This is a genomic window from Streptomyces sp. NPDC050211 (assembly GCF_040656035.1).
Lineage (GTDB): Bacteria > Actinomycetota > Actinomycetes > Streptomycetales > Streptomycetaceae > Streptomyces.
Genome location: NZ_JBFALC010000118.1, coordinates 1 through 14464 on the forward strand (window position 1 = coordinate 1; position 14464 = coordinate 14464).

General features: G+C 71.4%; 15 protein-coding genes and 1 rRNA gene. 12 read left to right on the top strand and 4 right to left on the bottom strand.

Going from position 1 to position 14464, the window contains the following annotated elements:
- Nucleotides 1–93, top strand: a 5S ribosomal RNA gene (rrf, locus tag AB0I98_RS47910); the annotation flags it as partial.
- A gap of 119 nt (nucleotides 94–212) precedes the next feature.
- On the opposite strand, the gene AB0I98_RS47915 is transcribed toward rrf, so the two are convergent.
- Nucleotides 213–1010, bottom strand: a complete 798-nt coding sequence (locus tag AB0I98_RS47915) for a hypothetical protein (RefSeq protein WP_362952557.1) — start codon at nucleotides 1008–1010, stop codon at nucleotides 213–215.
- A gap of 396 nt (nucleotides 1011–1406) precedes the next feature.
- Here AB0I98_RS47915 and AB0I98_RS47920 point away from each other — a divergent pair, with 396 nt between their 5' ends.
- Nucleotides 1407–2150 (top strand): hypothetical protein, encoded by a 744-nt coding sequence (locus AB0I98_RS47920; RefSeq protein ID WP_362952549.1) that lies wholly within the window; start codon nucleotides 1407–1409, stop codon nucleotides 2148–2150.
- A 67-nt stretch (nucleotides 2151–2217) separates the two neighbouring features.
- Here AB0I98_RS47920 and AB0I98_RS47925 read toward each other — a convergent pair whose 3' ends face one another.
- Nucleotides 2218–3510: a DUF1015 domain-containing protein gene (locus tag AB0I98_RS47925; protein WP_362952529.1), complete on the bottom strand. Its 1293-nt coding sequence runs from the start codon at nucleotides 3508–3510 to the stop codon at nucleotides 2218–2220.
- A gap of 72 nt (nucleotides 3511–3582) precedes the next feature.
- Between AB0I98_RS47925 and AB0I98_RS47930 the strand changes: the two genes are divergently transcribed.
- The 4 genes from AB0I98_RS47930 (at nucleotide 3583) to AB0I98_RS47945 (ending at nucleotide 7697) form a co-directional block, all read left to right on the top strand.
- Nucleotides 3583–4611: an HAD hydrolase-like protein gene (locus AB0I98_RS47930; protein WP_362952531.1), complete on the top strand. Its 1029-nt coding sequence runs from the start codon at nucleotides 3583–3585 to the stop codon at nucleotides 4609–4611.
- An 88-nt stretch (nucleotides 4612–4699) separates the two neighbouring features.
- Entirely contained in the window at nucleotides 4700–5743 is a 1044-nt protein-coding gene (locus tag AB0I98_RS47935; protein WP_362952533.1) for an iron chelate uptake ABC transporter family permease subunit, read from the top strand.
- 8 nt (nucleotides 5744–5751) lie between these two features.
- On the top strand, nucleotides 5752–6792 hold the full coding sequence (locus AB0I98_RS47940) for an iron chelate uptake ABC transporter family permease subunit (RefSeq protein ID WP_362952551.1): 1041 nt from the start codon (nucleotides 5752–5754) through the stop codon (nucleotides 6790–6792).
- Between the two features lie 23 nt (nucleotides 6793–6815).
- Nucleotides 6816–7697: an ABC transporter ATP-binding protein gene (locus AB0I98_RS47945; protein ID WP_362952553.1), complete on the top strand. Its 882-nt coding sequence runs from the start codon at nucleotides 6816–6818 to the stop codon at nucleotides 7695–7697.
- On the opposite strand, the gene AB0I98_RS47950 is transcribed toward AB0I98_RS47945, so the two are convergent.
- Nucleotides 7681–8028: an SCP2 sterol-binding domain-containing protein gene (locus AB0I98_RS47950; RefSeq protein WP_362952535.1), complete on the bottom strand. Its 348-nt coding sequence runs from the start codon at nucleotides 8026–8028 to the stop codon at nucleotides 7681–7683. The two genes, AB0I98_RS47945 and AB0I98_RS47950, sit on opposite strands and share 17 nt — an antisense overlap.
- 42 nt (nucleotides 8029–8070) lie before the next feature.
- On the opposite strand from AB0I98_RS47950, the gene AB0I98_RS47955 reads away from it, so the two are divergent.
- The 6 genes from AB0I98_RS47955 to AB0I98_RS47980 all read left to right on the top strand — a co-directional run bounded on the left by AB0I98_RS47955 (nucleotide 8071) and on the right by AB0I98_RS47980 (nucleotide 14181).
- Nucleotides 8071–8358, top strand: coding sequence for a hypothetical protein (locus AB0I98_RS47955; RefSeq protein ID WP_362952537.1), 288 nt, complete (start codon nucleotides 8071–8073; stop codon nucleotides 8356–8358).
- Between the two features lie 7 nt (nucleotides 8359–8365).
- Complete coding sequence (locus AB0I98_RS47960; protein ID WP_362952539.1) at nucleotides 8366–9181, top strand: TlyA family RNA methyltransferase; 816 nt, start codon at nucleotides 8366–8368, stop codon at nucleotides 9179–9181.
- The gene (locus AB0I98_RS47965; RefSeq protein WP_362952541.1) at nucleotides 9178–10083 is read left to right on the top strand and encodes an NAD kinase; all 906 of its coding nucleotides are present in this window, start codon (nucleotides 9178–9180) and stop codon (nucleotides 10081–10083) included. Before AB0I98_RS47960 ends, AB0I98_RS47965 begins: the two co-directional genes overlap by 4 nt.
- A gap of 161 nt (nucleotides 10084–10244) precedes the next feature.
- Entirely contained in the window at nucleotides 10245–11966 is a 1722-nt protein-coding gene (gene recN, locus AB0I98_RS47970) for a DNA repair protein RecN (protein ID WP_362952555.1), read from the top strand.
- 171 nt (nucleotides 11967–12137) lie between these two features.
- Nucleotides 12138–12863, top strand: a complete 726-nt coding sequence (locus AB0I98_RS47975) for a hypothetical protein (RefSeq protein WP_362952543.1) — start codon at nucleotides 12138–12140, stop codon at nucleotides 12861–12863.
- Between the two features lie 181 nt (nucleotides 12864–13044).
- Entirely contained in the window at nucleotides 13045–14181 is a 1137-nt protein-coding gene (locus tag AB0I98_RS47980; RefSeq protein WP_362952545.1) for a glycosyltransferase family 4 protein, read from the top strand.
- Here the strand turns inward: AB0I98_RS47980 and AB0I98_RS47985 are convergent.
- On the bottom strand, nucleotides 14178–14464 hold a 287-nt coding region (locus tag AB0I98_RS47985; protein WP_362952547.1), incomplete at its 5' end, for a helix-turn-helix domain-containing protein. The two genes, AB0I98_RS47980 and AB0I98_RS47985, sit on opposite strands and share 4 nt — an antisense overlap.

The window sequence follows — 14464 nt, forward strand, 5'->3', positions numbered from 1 at the left end:
ACGCCCGGTTACATTCCGAACCCGGAAGCTAAGCCTTACAGCGCCGATGGTACTGCAGGGGGGACCCTGTGGGAGAGTAGGACACCGCCGAACAATCTTTGGAGGACCCCTGGTCCCAGCGTTCAGCTGGGACCAGGGGTCCTTTTGTTTTTACTGGAGCGCGCCGGGTGTCCCGAGTTGCGCGAGAATGACTGCGGTACCGAAGACAGGAGTCACCCATGTCCACCAACTCTCCCGAAGATCGACCGGAGCGCGACCAGCGGCGACGGGACAGTGGTGACCGTGGTGATCGCGGCGGGTACCGCGGGGGTCCGCGGCGCGGCAACGACCGCCCAGGTGGTGACCGAGGCGGGAACGACCGTGGCGGGTACGGTCGTTCCAACGACCGCCGTGACGACCGCCGCGATGATCGTCGGGGCGACGACCGTGGCGATCGCGGTGGCTTCCGACGCGACGACCGGGATCGGGACCGAGGTGGCCACGGCGGGCGCGACGACCGTTCCAGTGGTCCGCGTCGCGACGACCGCGGCGGGCGTCCCGGGGGCTTCCGCCGGGACGGTGACCGTCCTCCGTTCCGTCGCGACGACCGTGGGGATCGCCCCGACCGTGGTGACCGTGGTGGAGACCGCCCTCCGTTCCGTCGTGACGACCGGGGTGAGCGGGGCGGAGACCGTCCCCCCTTCCGCCGTGACGACCGCAGTGACCGTGGTGACCGTGGTGGAGACCGCCCTCCCTTCCGCCGTGACGACCGCAGTGACCGCGGTGGGGACCGTCCCCCCTTCCGTCGCGATGACCGCGGCGACAGGGGCGGGTTCCGGCGCGACGACCGCGGTGACCGTCCTGAGCGTGGTGGATTCCGCCGGGACGACAGTGGCGGACGGCCCGGAGGCTTCCGTGGCCGGGACGACCGGCGTGACGAGCGCAGGGACGACCGTCGTGAGGGTGACCGTCCCGGGTTCCGGCGCGATGACAACCGTGGCTACGGCCGCAGGGACGACGACCGTGGTCATGGCCGTCGGGATGACGACCGTGGTTACGCCCGTCGGGACGACGACCGCGGTCCCGCTCGCCGTGACGACGACCGTGGCTACGGCCGGCGCGACGACCGGAGGGACGACCGCCGGGGTGGCGACGACCGTGGGGCCCGTACTGGCTTCCGCCGGGATGACAGTCGGCGGGATGACAGTCGCGGGGACAGCCGAGGTGAGCGTGGTGGGTTCCGTGGGCGTGATGGGCGCGACGGGCGGGATGACCGTAGCCGTGGGCCCCGGCGTGACGACCGTGGCGGGCGGCCCGGGGGATTCCGTGGCCGGGATGACCGGCGGGACGACCGCAGGGGTGACGACCGCCGTGGCGGTGGGCGTTTCCGTGATGAGCGTGACCGGGACCGGGAGCCCATCAAGCGGCTGCCGATTCCGGAGGACGTCACCGGCGAGGAGATCGACAAGGACGTACGGCAGGAGCTGCAGAGTCTGCCGAAGGGGCTTGCCGAGGACGTCGCCAAGAACCTGGTGATGGTCGCCCGGCTCATCGACGAGGACCCGGAGGGCGCGTACGGCTACTCCAAGGTGGCCCTGCGGCTGGCGTCGCGCGTTGCCGCCGTACGCGAGGCTGCTGGGTTCGCGGCGTACGCGAACCAGAAGTACAGCGAGGCGCTCGCCGAGTTCCGGGCCGCACGGCGGATGACCGGGAACGTGGATCTGTGGCCCGTCATGGCGGACTGCGAGCGGGGTCTCGGGCGGCCGGAGAAGGCGCTGGACATGGCCGGGGCGCCCGAGGTGAACAAGCTCGACAAGGCAGGTCAGGTCGAGATGCGGCTTGTCGCGGCGGGTGCCCGGCGTGACATGGACCAGCTCGACGCGGCGATCGTGACGCTGCAGAGCCCGGAGCTGGCCGCCGGTTCCGTACAGCCGTGGACCGCGCGGCTGCGGTACGCGTATGCCGACGCGTTGCTGGCCGCCGGCCGGGAGGCCGAGGCGCGGGAGTGGTTCGCGAAGGCGATCGAGGCCGACAAGGACGGCAGCACGGACGCCTCCGACCGGCTTGCCGAGCTGGACGGTGTCGAGTTCGTCGACGCGCTGGACGAGAACGAGAACGAGGGCGACGAGACGACGCCGCAGGCATCCTCTGAGGACGGCGAGGAGGACTAGTCGGAGACAGAGGACTAGTCGGAGACAGGGGTGGGATCCTGAACCCAGGGTCCCGCCCCTTCGTCGTTCAGAGGTCCAACGCGCGTAGCACCAGGCCCGACGCCGGTTTCGGGCCGAACGACGTGGACTTGCGGGGCATCGTGACGCCCTGGCGGGCCAGGTCGCGTACGACCTCCTCGCGGACCGGGTGCATCAGGACGGCCGTGCCGCCGTCGCGTTCCGCCTTGCTGACCGTGGCCGCCGTGTCGTGGATGTAGGCGATGTGGGCGGGGGAGTCCTCGGGGATGTGCCAGACGTGGTCGAGGAGTGTGGCGTGCAGGACGGTTGCGTCCAGGGTGCGCCAGGCTGCGGGGCGGTCCGTCGGGACGGTGCGGGCCAGGAGGTCCGGGTCCGGTTCGTCTACGAGGTGGAACGTGCCGTCGCCGGCCAGCAGGAAGGCGTTGCTGGCGCCGGCCGCGTCGGCAAGGGCGGCCAGGGCCTCGGGGAGGGGGACTTCCAGGCGGCGTACGCGGAACAGGTCGGCGAGGGGCTTGAGCGCTTCCGCGACCGGCAGGCCGTGCAGCAGGCGGTGGATGGCGCGGACGCGGAGCGGGTAGCGGGCCGTGTCGACCAGGAGGACCAGACCGTGGTCCCAGGGGCTGGGGGAGGGGTGCTCCGCGCGTAGACGGCGATACGTCGCCCAGCGGTGGTGGCCGTCGGCGATCAGGGCCTGGTGCCCGGCGAGGTCGGCCTGGATGCGGGCCTGCTCGTCGGGGTCGGTGATCGACCACAGGCGGTGGCTGAAGCCGTCCTCGGTGGTGGTGGAGAGGAGCGGGGGCTGCTCCGCCGTACGTTCGATGAGTGCGGCGGTGTCGGTCGCCGAGCCGTTGCCGCGGTACGTCAGGAGCAAGGGCTCGAGGTTCGCGGATGTGGCGCGCATGAGGTCGGCTCGGTCGGCCACGATGTGCGGCATGACGTCCTCGTGCGGCAGGACCAGGCCTTCCGCGGGATCCGAGACGCGCAGGGCGCCGATGACGCCGCGTTGCAGCATGCCGTCGCCGTCACGCTGCTCGTAGACGTACAGGCCGGGCCGCGGGTCGGCCGCCAGGACCCCTTCGGAGAGCCAGCGCCGCAGGGTCTTCGCCGCCTGTTCGTTGCGGGCGGCGGCGGTGGGTGCCTGGGGGAGGATCAGGCGGACGATGTTGTACGGGTCGGCCGACTCGAGATGGAGCACGCCGTCGGGGCGGACCACGACGTCGTACGGCGGTGAGGTCACGGCGGCCAGACTGCCGACCCGGTCGGGGTCGTAGCGGAGCCCTCGGAACGGGGTGAGTTCGAGGCCCCGGCGCGCCGTTGCTTCCGAGTGACCTGCTGAGTTCATCCCGGCATCGTACGTGTGTCAGTGGTATGCGCGATGATCGGGGGAAAGCCGTCGAACGAGGAGCGATGCGGAATGAGCCAGAGCGTCAGGACGAGGCCGGAGGGCAGTGGCCAGGCCCTGAGCGAGGCGTACGACACGGCGCTGCTCGACCTGGACGGAGTGGTGTACGCGGGTGGGAACGCGATCGCGTACGCCGTCGAATCGCTTGCCGCCGCTCGTTCTGGAGGCATGCACCTGGCGTATGTCACGAACAACGCCCTGCGCACCCCTGACGTCGTCTCCGCGCATCTGACCGCGCTGGGCATACCGACGGCGGCGTCCGACGTCATCACCTCGGCGCAGGCGGTCGCCCGGCTGATCGCCGATCAGGTGCCGCAGGGCTCCCGTGTGCTGGTGATCGGCGGGGAGGGGCTGCGGGTCGCGTTGCGCGAGCGGGGGCTCGAGCCCGTGGAGTCGGCGGACGACGATCCGGCGGCGGTCGTGCAGGGGTACGGCGGGCCCGAACTGCCGTGGGGCCGCTTCGCGGAGGCGTGCTACGCCATCGCGCGCGGGGTGCCCTGGTTCGCGTCCAACACCGACCTGACGATTCCCAGCGCTCGGGGGATCGCGCCGGGCAATGGCGCGGCGGTGCAGGTCGTCCGGATCGCGACGGGTGCCGAGCCGCAGGTGGCCGGCAAGCCGCTGCCTCCGATGCACCGGGAGACAGTCCTGCGGACCGGAGCCGAGCGGCCGCTGGTGGTGGGGGACCGCCTGGACACGGACATCGAGGGCGCGTTCAACGGAGGCGTGGACTCGCTGCTGGTGCTGACCGGTGTGACCGACGGGGCTCAATTGCTCGCCGCGCCGCCGCAGCACCGGCCGACGTATGTCGACGCCGATCTGCGCGGCATGCTCACCGGGCAGCCGGAGGTCACGGCGGAGAGTGACGGGTTCCGGTGCGGTGGCTGGAGGGCGAAGGCCGGGACCGAGAGGCTGGAACTCGACGGCGACGGCGAGGCGTTGGACGGTCTGCGGGCGCTGTGTGCGGCGGCCTGGACGTCGGCCGGAGAGGGTGTGTGCGAGCTGGACGGGGGGAAGTCGCTGGCGCGGCTGGGGTTGTGAAGTCTCGCGGTCACTCACTGGCAAGGGATCCGCGTACGGCGACGGAGCGGAATCGTGGCCGAATGCGAGGGTAGGCTAACCTAACTGCGTGTTGGTCGACAGTCCTCCCGAACAGCGCGCGGAGACCGCCCCCGCGCCCCCGAAACGCCGGGCGATACGTGCCTTTGGGCTGCTTGTCTCCGTGGCGATCCTGTTGCTCGTCGCGCTGGCGAGCATCGCGATCGGCGCGAAAGAGCTGTCCGTGGACCAGGTGTGGCACGGATTGTTCGAGGACTCGGGGATGTACGGCGATGTCGTCGTCGCGGAACGGCTCTCGCGGACTGTGCTGGGACTGCTCGCCGGTGCCGCGCTGGGCCTGGCGGGCGCCGTGCTCCAAGCGCTCACCCGCAATCCGCTGGCTGACCCGGGGCTGCTCGGAATCAACGCGGGCGCCTCGGCCGCGGTCGTCACCGCCATCACCTACTTCGGCGTCACCAGCCTGACCGGCTATGTGTGGTTCGCGTTCTTCGGCGCAGCCGCGGTCGGGGCTCTGGTCTGGTTCCTCGGCGGCAGCCGGGGCGCCACGCCGGTCCGGCTCGCGCTCGCCGGCACCGCAATCAGCGCCGCGCTCTACGGCTATCTCCAGGCCGTGATGATCATGGACGAGGCCGCGCTGGGCAAGATGCGCTTCTGGACGGTCGGTTCGCTGAGTTCGGCGACCAACGACATCATCCTGAGGGTGCTGCCCTTCTTCGCCGTCGGCATGCTGCTCGCTGTCGCGCTCGCCCGGCCGCTCAACGCCATGGCCATGGGTGACGACACCGCCAAGGCCCTGGGCGCCAACCTCAACCGCACACGGGCGCTGTCCATGCTCGCCGCCACCGTGCTGTGCGGGGCCGCGACCGCCGCCTGCGGGCCGATCGTCTTCGTCGGGCTGATGGTGCCGCACGTCGTACGGTCCTTCACCGGTCCCGATCTGCGCTGGATCCTGCCGTACGCGGCCGTCCTGTCGCCGGTGCTGCTGCTGGGCGCCGATGTGATCGGCAGGATCGTGGCCCGGCCCGCGGAGGTGCAGGTCGGCATCGTGACCGCGATCCTCGGCGGGCCGGTCTTCATCTTTCTGGTACGACGGCGGAGGACGGCCCAGCTGTGAAGACGACTGTGAAGACGACCAACCGTGCCATCAGGACGCCCGGCGGGCTCTCCGTCCGGCTGGACGTCCGTGCCTTCACCGTCGTAGCCCTGCTGCTGCTCGCCGCGCTCGCCGCGAGCGTCCTGCTGATCGGCACCGGCGACTTCCCCATCTCGGTCGGCGATGTGCTCAAGACGCTGGTCGGCAACGGCGATGCGGGGCAGGAGTTCATCGTCAACGATCTGCGGCTGCCGCGGGTGCTGGTCGGGCTCCTGGTGGGTGCCTCGCTGGGGCTGGGCGGTGCGCTGTTCCAGGCCATCTCCCGCAATCCGCTGGGCAGTCCGGACATCCTCGGCCTCGGGCAGGGTGCGACGGCCGGTGCGCTGGTCGTGATCGTGCTGATGTCGGGGAGCGCGGCCCAGGTCACCGTCGGGGCGCTGGTGGGCGGTCTGGTGACCGGTATGGCCATCTATCTGCTCGCGTGGAAGCGGGGTGTGCACGGGTACCGACTGGTGCTGGTCGGTATCGGTGTGTCCGCGATCGTGACGGCGGTCAACGGCTATCTGCTCACCAAGGCCGACCTGGTCGACGCGGCCCGTGCGGTCGTCTGGATGACCGGGTCCCTCAACGGCCGTGACTGGCAACAGGTCTGGCCGCTGCTCTGGCTGTGCGCCGTGCTCGTACCGCTGGTTCTCGCCAATGGGCGCGCGCTGCGGATGATGGAGATGGGCGACGACGTGTCGAACGCCCTCGGCGTGCGCGTCGAGCGCGTCCGGATGCTGCTGATGGTGGCCGCCGTACTGCTCACCGCCGCCGCGACCGCCGCCGCCGGGCCCGTCAGCTTCGTCGCGCTGACCGCCCCCCAGCTCGCCCGGCGCCTGACCCGCTCACCCGGGCCGAATCTGCTGCCGTCCCTGTGCATGGGCGCCGCCCTGCTGGTCATCGCCGACTGGGCCTCACAGCGGGCGTTCGGCGCCGACCAGTTGCCCGTGGGCGTGGTCACCGGAGTGGTCGGCGGCGTCTATCTGCTGTGGCTGCTGGTCACCGAGCGCAAGGCGGGGCGGATATGAGCGCCGTGAGGAAAACGGCGGACATGGGCGCCGCGAAGACGACGTGTGGCACCGCGCACGAGACCACCAAGAGGAGCACCGTGAACCGCCTGTCCGCCGAGGACGTCACCCTCGCCTACGACCAGCGCGTCATCGCCGAGCAACTGTCGGTGGAGATACCCGACAACTCCTTCACGGTGATCGTCGGCCCGAACGCGTGCGGCAAGTCCACCCTGCTGCGGGCGCTGTCACGGATGCTGAAGCCCAGCCGGGGCCGGGTGCTGCTCGACGGCTCGGTCATCCAGTCGATGCCCGCGAAGAAGGTCGCGCGGACGCTGGGCCTGCTGCCGCAGTCGTCGATCTCGCCCGACGGGATCACGGTCGCCGACCTGGTGGGCCGCGGCCGGTACCCGCACCAGGGGATCCTGCGCCAGTGGTCGACCGAGGACGAGCGGGTCGTACAGGAGTCGATGCGGCAGACCGGGGTCGCCGAGCTGGCCGATCGCTATGTCGACGAACTGTCCGGCGGTCAGCGGCAGCGCGTGTGGATCGCGATGGCGCTGGCGCAGCAGACGCCGTTGCTGCTGCTGGACGAGCCGACGACGTATCTCGACATCCAGCACCAGATCGACGTGCTCGATCTCTGTGCGGAGCTGCATGAGGAGCAGGGGCGCACGCTGGTCGCCGTGCTCCACGACCTCAACCATGCCGCCCGGTACGCCACCCACCTCATCGCCCTGAAGGGCGGGGCGGTCATCGCCGAGGGTGCGCCCCACGACATCGTCACCGCCGACTTGGTCGAGGAGGTCTTCGGGCTGCGCTGCCAGGTCATCGACGATCCGGAGACGGGGACGCCGCTGGTGGTGCCGGCCGCGCGGAAGGCGCGGACCGGCGACAAGAAGGTCGCCGCTACAGAAGCTTCCTGAGGACGAGCAGGTCGCGCAGGCTCGCGTGGAGCTTCACCCGGCCCGAGCCCCAGGCCTTCGCGAAGTTCAGCTCGCCGTCGACCAGCGCCACCAGGTCGTCGCCGGCCAGGCTGAATCTGACCTGGGCCTTCTCCCGAGGTGGTCCCTGGAGCGTCTCGTGGACCCGGATCCGGCCGCCCGTCATGCGTCCCGCGAACGTCACGTCCAGGTCGGTGATGTGGCAGCTCACCGAGCGTTCCAGGGTCGCGGCCGTGCGGGCGTCCCCCTCGGCGTCTTGCATGTTGTCCGAGAGCTTTTCGAGTGCGGCGCGGCACTCCTCAATGGTGGCCATCGAGATCGACGGTACCCCAGCGGTTCGGGGTAGCGTCTGGGCATGAGCGACTCACTGCCGGGGACCGAGATCCCGGAGGAGGAGACGGCGGCGGTCGAGCCCGAGTACGACCCCGCCGCCCCCGCCCCGCTGAACGTCCCGCGCACCCCCACCGCCAACGCCGACGTCGACGCCCTGCTGGAGCGGATCGGCGACGCCGACCACCTCGCCACGGACGGACACCTGGAGGTGTACGAGGATGTACACAGGGGGCTGCGTGACGCGCTCACCGCGCTCGACGCCCGCCCGGGGCCTTCGGCGCCCCCGACACCGTACGGACATAGGAGCTGAACCGAACGTGGCAGGAGTCGCACGCCGCCGTCTCGATGCGGAGCTGGTCCGCCGGAAGCTCGCGCGCTCGCGTGAGCATGCCAGCCAGCTGATCGCCGCAGGGCGCGTGAGTGTCGGCAAGACCGTCGCGACCAAGCCGGCCACGCAGGTGGAGACCGCGGCGGCGATCGTGGTCCAGACGGACGCCGGCGACCCGGAATACGTGTCGCGGGGCGGCCACAAGCTCGCCGGTGCGCTGCGGGTCTTCATGGAGCAGGGGCTCGTCGTCGAGGGGCGTCGGGCGCTCGACGCCGGCGCGTCCACGGGTGGCTTCACGGACGTCCTGCTGCGAACCGGAGCCGCGCAGGTCGTCGCCGTGGACGTCGGATACGGACAACTCGCGTGGACTCTCCGGAGCGATGAACGCGTCACCGTCAAGGACCGTACGAACGTACGCGAGTTGACGCTTGAGGCGATCGATGGGGAGCCCGTGGATCTTGTCGTGGGGGATCTGTCCTTCATCCCGCTCGGGCTGGTGCTGCCCGCCCTGGTGCGGTGCGTGCGGCCGGACGCCGATCTGGTGATGATGGTCAAGCCGCAGTTCGAGGTGGGGAAGGAGCGGCTGGGGAGCGGGGGTGTGGTGCGCAGTCCGGAGCTGAGGGCCGAGGCCGTACGGGGTGTCGCCCGGCGGGCCTGGGATCTCGGTCTCGGCGTGAAGGGTGTCACCGCCAGTCCGTTGCCCGGGCCCTCCGGAAATGTCGAGTACTTTCTGTGGCTGCGGGCCGGAGCTCCCGAACTGGACCCGGCCGAAGTTGACCGTGCAGTGGCGGAGGGGCCGCGTTGACACAGAACCGAGCTCGTACTGTTTTCCTGCTCGCCCACACGGGCCGGCCTGCGGCGATCCGCAGCGCCGAGCTCGTGGTCAAGGGGTTGCTGCGGGAGGGTATCGGGGTGCGCGTCCTGGAGTACGAGGCGCGTGATCTGCCGTTGCCCGACGAGGTGGAGCTGGTCAAGGAGGCGACTCCGCAGTGCCTCGACGGGTGTGAGCTGCTGATTGTTCTGGGCGGCGACGGGACGTTGCTGCGCGGCGCCGAGTTCGCGCGGGCGTCCGGGGTGCCGATGCTCGGCGTCAATCTCGGGCGGGTCGGGTTCCTCGCCGAGGCCGAGCGGGACGATCTCGACAAGGTTGTCGACCGGGTGGTGACGAAGGCGTACGAGGTCGAGGAGCGGATGACCGTCGACGTCGTCGTGCACAGCAACGGGGACATCGTGCATACGGACTGGGCGCTGAACGAGGCGGCGGTGCAGAAGGCCGGTGCCGAGAAGTTGCTTGAGGTCGTGCTGGAGATCGATGGGCGGCCGGTTACGGGCTTCGGGTGCGATGGGATTGTGCTGTCGACGCCGACCGGGTCTACCGCGTATGCGTTTTCTGCGGGTGGGCCTGTGGTGTGGCCTGAGGTTGAGGCGCTGTTGATGGTGCCGATCTCGGCGCATGCGTTGTTTGCGAAGCCGTTGGTCACGTCGCCGGATTCTGTGTTGGCGGTGGAGGTTCTGCCTCATATTCCGCCGGGTGTGTTGTGGTGTGACGGGCGGCGGACTGTGGAGTTGCCTGCGGGGGCTCGGGTCGAGGTGCGGCGGGGGGCTGTGCCGGTGCGGTTGGCTCGGCTGCATCATGCTTCGTTCACTGATCGGCTGGTGGCCAAGTTCGCGTTGCCGGTTTCTGGGTGGCGAGGGGCGCCGCATTAGCCGGTTGTGGGGGGTGGGTTCGGTGCGTCGGGGGCTGCCGGTTTGTGGTGGTTGCTCGCGCAGTTCCCCGCGCCCCTTCGGGGCGCTCCACTCCCGTGGGTGACAGGGTGCCTCGCACTCTTGCTGCTCTACCTCGTAAGGTCGTGTCCGTGTTGGAGGAGATGCGGATACGGTCGCTCGGAGTCATCGACGATGCGGTCGTCGAGTTGTCGCCGGGGTTCACCGCTGTCACCGGGGAGACCGGTGCCGGTAAGACCATGGTCGTCACCAGCCTCGGGCTGCTGCTCGGGGGGCGGGCCGATCCGGCGCTCGTGCGGATCGGGTCCGAGAAGGCGGTCGTGGAGGGGCGGATCGGCGTGCCCGAGGGTGCCTCCGCCGCCGTGCGGGCCGAGGAGGCCGGGGCGGAGCTTGATGACGGGGCGCTGTTGATCAGCCGTACCGTTTCCGCCGAAGGACGGTCGCGGGCGCATCTCGGTGGGCGGAGTGTGCCGGTCGGGGTGCTGGCGGAGCTGGCCGATGAGCTGGTGGCCGTGCACGGGCAGACCGATCAGCAGGGGCTGCTGAAGCTGTCCCGGCAGCGGCAGGCGCTCGACCGGTATGCGGGGGAGGCCGTCGCGGGGCCGCTCGCCAAGTACGGGGAGGCGTATCGGCGGCTGCGGGCCGTCTCCGCGGAGCTCGACGAGATCACCACGCGCGCGCGTGAACGGGCTCAGGAAGCCGACATGCTGCGGTACGGACTCGAGGAGATCGCGGGCGTCGAACCGCGTGCCGGTGAGGACGTCGAACTGGCGGAGGAGGCCGAGCGGCTGGGGCACGCGGAGGCGCTCGCGTCCGCCGCGACGGTCGGGCATGCCGCCCTCGCCGGGAATCCGGAGGACCCGGAGGGGGTCGACGCGACGACGCTCGTCGCGGGGGCGCAGCGGGCGCTGGACGCGGTGCGGTCGCACGATCCTGCGCTGGCCGCGCTGGCGGACCGGATCGGGGAGATCGGGATTCTGCTGGGGGATGTGGCCGGGGAGCTGGCGGGGTACGCCGACGATCTGGATGCCGATCCCTTGCGGCTGGCCGCCGTGGAGGAGCGGCGGGCCGCTCTCAGTGCCCTGACCCGGAAGTACGGCGAGGATGTCGCCTCCGTGCTCGCCTGGGCCGAACAGAGCGCCGCGCGGCTCACCGAGCTGGACGGCGACGACGAGCGGATCGACGAGCTGACCGCCGAGCGGGATGCCCTGCGGGCCGAACTGGGCGGGCTGGCACAGGCGTTGACGGATGCGCGGGCGGAGGCCGCCGAGCGGTTCGCCGCCGCGGTGACCGCCGAGCTGGCCTCGCTGGCCATGCCGCACGCGCGCGTGTCCTTCGACATCCGGCAGACCGAGGACCCCGAGGGCGTCGAGGTCGGCGGGCGTACGGTCGCGTACGGGCCGTCGGGTGCCGACGAGGTCGAGCTGCTGCTCGCCCCGCATCCGGGGGCGCCGCCCCGGCCCATCGCCAAGGGCGCGTCCGGTGGTGAGCTGTCGCGCGTGATGCTGGCCGTGGAGGTCGTGTTCGCGGGGACCGATCCGGTGCCGACGTATCTCTTCGACGAGGTCGACGCGGGTGTCGGTGGCAAGGCGGCCGTGGAGATCGGGCGGCGGCTGGCTCGGCTCGCCAAGACCGCGCAGGTCGTCGTCGTGACGCATCTGCCGCAGGTCGCCGCGTTCGCCGATCGGCAGCTGCTCGTCGAGAAGACCAACGACGGGTCCGTCACCCGGTCCGGTGTGAAGGTCCTCGAAGGGGAGGAGCGCATCCGGGAGTTGTCCCGCATGCTCGCCGGCCAGGAGGACTCGGAGACGGCCCGGGCCCATGCGGAGGAGCTGCTGGCGACGGCTCGGGCGGACGCTTGGTGAAGTCCGACACTTACAGCGCCCCGTAAGGGGCGCGGGGCTGTGACATATGCGGCTCCGCCGCGTGGGCGCGACCAGCCCCCACCGGCCCGCGCACGCGGCGGAGCCGCATATCGATGCAGCATCACCGTGCTTCCAGCGGAGCGCTTGGCGCGGCCCGCTTAGGGTGTACGGATGATCATCACCCGACTCGGTCTGTCCGCCCTCCTCACCCGCGCCACCGTCGCCGTCCTCCGCGCCAAGGCCCCGGGTGAGCGCTGGCACCGCACGAACTACGCCGGGCGGACCGTCGAGTTGTACGCCGGTCCGGCGGCGGCCGTCGCGGCCACGCTCGGCACCGCACACGTCCGTCCCGCCGCCGCGCTCGCCGTGGCCGCCGCCGGGGCGTGCGGGGCGTACGACGATGTCGCGGGGGACCACCGGCGGGGTTTCCGTGCCCATCTGTCGGCGCTCCGACAGGGTGAAGTCACCAGCGGCGCCGTGAAGTTGTTGGGGATCGGGGCCGCCGGTCTGGTCGCGGGGGCGCTGCTCAAGGAGAAGCCGGTCGACAAGGTGCTCGCGGGAGTCGTGATCGCCGGGGCCGCGCACTTCGTCAATCTCGTGGACGTACGCCCCGGGAGGGCCGCGGCGGCGGTACTGCTCCTCGGGGCGCCGGGGCTGTTGCGAGAGGGAGCGGACGTGGCCGCCGTCGCCATGGGAGCCGCCGGTGCCGTGCTGCCTGACGATCTCGGTGAGCGGGCGATGCTCGGCGACACAGGAACGCATGCGCTGGGCGCGGCTCTCGGTGTCGCGGTCGTCGCGAGCAACGGCCGGGCGGGGCTGGTGGCGCATGCCGCCGCCGTCGTGGCCGCGGCGGTGTACGGAGACCAGGTCAGCGAAGCGGCTCGCTCACTCTTGTGAGTGACCGTGGGGCCGTGGTGGGCGGTCGTGTCACCTCGGGGTTCACGGAACGCCCGTGCGGCCTGGCATCCTTGGTGTTGTACGTCGTACGCGTAGGGATCCACGCGGTACACCCCTCCGCTCGATCCTTCTGTACGTTTCTTCGTGACCGCCCGACGCCGAACCAGGAGCCCCCGGCCACGTGACCCCCGTGAGCAGCCACTCAGCGACCGGCCAGTCGCCGCTGCGTACCGTGCAGGTGCTCGGCGGAGGCAACGCCGGCAGCAGCGCACATGTGCGTTCGCTGGCTTCGGGGCTCGTCGCTCGGGGCGTGCGGGTGACCGTGTGCGCCCCCGTGGAGGCCGACCGCGCCTATGACTTCACCGGCGCCGGAGCCGAGCACGTGCATGTGCCGCGCAGCAGCGATCCGACCTCCGTGGCCGCGCTGCGGGCGGTGTGCGCGGACGCCGACCTGGTGCACGCGCACGGGCTGCACGCCTCCTTCCGCGCCGCGCTTGCGCTCAGCGGGCGGCGCACTCCGCTCGTCGTGACGTGGCACAACCGCGCGCATGCCGAAGGTGCCCGCGCCCATCTGCTGCGGATGCTGGAGCGGCGGGTCGTGAAGGCCGCGTCGGTGGTGCTCGGGGCGTCCTCGGACCTGGTGGAGCTGGCTCGCCGCACCGGTGCGCGGGACGCCCGGCTCGCCGCCGTCGCCCTGCCCGGGCCGCGCAAGACGGTGGAGCATCACGACCCCGACCGGCTGCGCCCCAAGCTGCGGGCCGAACTCGGCGCGACCGGGCGCCCGTTGCTGATGGCCGTCGGCTCCCTCGACCGGCATCGAGGCTACGAAACGCTGCTGGACGCCACGCGCGCGTGGCGCCGCCTCGACCCCGTGCCGCTCGTCGTGATCGCCGGGGAGGGCCCGCTGCGGGCCGACCTCCAGCGGCGGATCGAGGACGAGGGACTGCCCGTCCGGCTCCTCGGGCTCCGCGACGACGTCGGCGAACTGCTCGCCGCCGCCGACCTCGCCCTGCTGCCCAGCCGTTGGGAATCGCGCTCCGTGCTCGCGCAGGAGGCCCTCCACGCGCGCGTGCCGCTCGTCGCCACGGCCGTCGGCGGCAACCCCGAACTCGTCGGCGACGCCGCCGAACTCGTGCCGTACGGCGACGCGGAAGCGCTCGCCGCCGCCGTAGTGCGCCTGCTCGCGGAGCCCGAACTCCGGGAACTGCTGAAGGAGAAGGGCGCACGGCAGGCCGCCAGCTGGCCCACCGAAGACGAGACCGTCGCCCAAGTGCTCAGCGTCTACGACGAGTTGACGCAGCCCAGGCCCATGATCTAGGGCACGTGTCGGCGGGCGCGCAGCGCCAGGCTCAACGCCAGTACCGTCTGCGGGTCGTCGAGGTCCGTGCCGAGCAACTCGCCGATGCGGGCGAGACGGTTGTAGAGGGTCTGCCGGTTCAGATGCAGCTCGCGGGCCGTCTCCGCCTTGCGGCCCGCGTGGGCCAAGTACGTCTGCAGGGTGGGCAGCAGCGGGGGCTTGGACCTGCTGTCGTGGTCGCGGACCGGGCCGATCGCGCGGTCCACGAAGGCCGCCAGGTCCGCCCCTGGCCAGCGCGAGCACC

Excerpts from the sequence above, each read along its gene's own strand:
- AB0I98_RS47915 (WP_362952557.1), bottom strand. The coding sequence starts at position 1,010 with ATGACCACGGTCGTCGTCCCTGCGGCCGTAGCCACGGTTGTCATCGCG.
- AB0I98_RS47925 (WP_362952529.1), bottom strand. The coding sequence starts at position 3,510 with ATGAACTCAGCAGGTCACTCGGAAGCAACGGCGCGCCGGGGCCTCGAA.
- AB0I98_RS47930 (WP_362952531.1), top strand. The coding sequence starts at position 3,583 with ATGAGCCAGAGCGTCAGGACGAGGCCGGAGGGCAGTGGCCAGGCCCTG.
- AB0I98_RS47945 (WP_362952553.1), top strand. The coding sequence starts at position 6,816 with ATGGGCGCCGCGAAGACGACGTGTGGCACCGCGCACGAGACCACCAAG.
- AB0I98_RS47950 (WP_362952535.1), bottom strand. The coding sequence starts at position 8,028 with ATGGCCACCATTGAGGAGTGCCGCGCCGCACTCGAAAAGCTCTCGGAC.
- AB0I98_RS47955 (WP_362952537.1), top strand. The coding sequence starts at position 8,071 with ATGAGCGACTCACTGCCGGGGACCGAGATCCCGGAGGAGGAGACGGCG.
- recN (WP_362952555.1), top strand. The coding sequence starts at position 10,245 with ATGCGGATACGGTCGCTCGGAGTCATCGACGATGCGGTCGTCGAGTTG.
- AB0I98_RS47975 (WP_362952543.1), top strand. The coding sequence starts at position 12,138 with ATGATCATCACCCGACTCGGTCTGTCCGCCCTCCTCACCCGCGCCACC.